Raw genomic sequence first — 1,043 nt, 5'->3', positions numbered from 1 at the left:
AGCGTCAGAACTCCTATCCTTCCAGTTCAGAGGGCACTTTCTATAGCCGGGGTCCTGCCGGTCCGACCTTCATCGGTGGATCGAGGCTGAGTTGCCCGAGCGAGAGGAACCGCAGCGTGCCGCCATTCACCTGCCAGGCGCGGACCCGAGTAGCGCCTCGCTCTGGTGGCGTACCAAGCGATCAGGTCGTCGACGGCGAGCTCGATACTGGTATCGTACGGCACGGGATACGCTCACCGTGCAGATGCCCGGCCTTCGTCCGGAAGCCGGTCAAGATGAGCCCAGTGTTGCTTGTAGACCGCCCGCTGGGTGACCCCACCCCAGTAGATCCGGGTAACCCGCCTGGCCAAACAGCCTGGTCTTGACGTTGAGGTCGTGGATCATTGCCTCGTCGGCGACCTCGACCACGAGCAGCACATCGGCGGCCCCCCAGAACTACAACCGCGATCCGACAGTGCGGGTCGGAAAGCGACTCCCCGGTCGGCAGGGTCGCGGTCGTCACCCGCACCCCGTCTCGCGGCAGCATCGCCAGCGACCGGCCCGGGCACTCAGAACTCGTCGAGTTGAAGGAAGACCAGCAGCAGAAGCATCGAGGCGGCGGCACCGGCGAAGCTGATCAGGAAACCCAGCTTCGGGAACCGGGGGCCGCCGTCGGTCTCCAGCCGGGACGTGCCCCACTTGCTGATCACGAAGTACGCGGCGAAGAAGCCGGTCGCCGGGAAGCCGGCGCAGGACCAGATCCACTTGGTGCTGTAGTCGACGCCGGCGGTCACCGGATTCAGGAAGAACCCGAACTGCAGGACGGCGACGGCGGCCGCGAACCCCAGGTAGACGGTGACCGCCCGGGCCAACGGTGACCAGCCGGGCAGCAGCGGCGGGCGGCCGGCGGCCTGCTCCGCCTCGGTGGCGGCGGCGTCGGCCTCGTCGAGCTGGCGGCGGGCCGACTCCAGCTCCTGCTCCGGATCCGGCGGGAGCCCGCCAGCCACGGTCGGGTCGCCGGAGACCGGGGCGCCCGACACCGGGCCTGTCTCTTCTCCACATCT

The 1,043-nt window shown here is 68.4% G+C and carries 1 protein-coding gene; it reads right to left on the bottom strand.

The window, feature by feature from the left end:
• Nucleotides 1–548: 548 nt before the first annotated feature.
• Nucleotides 549–1,043, bottom strand: a 495-nt coding sequence (locus ACXAHD_RS32185; RefSeq protein ID WP_475055182.1) for a hypothetical protein, incomplete at its 5' end; no start/stop codon positions are given.

It is taken from the genome of Micromonospora sp. ABR4_055 (assembly GCF_056160425.1).
The sequence above is the reverse complement of the archived record's forward strand: the minus strand, read 5'-3'. Positions and strand labels throughout refer to the sequence as shown.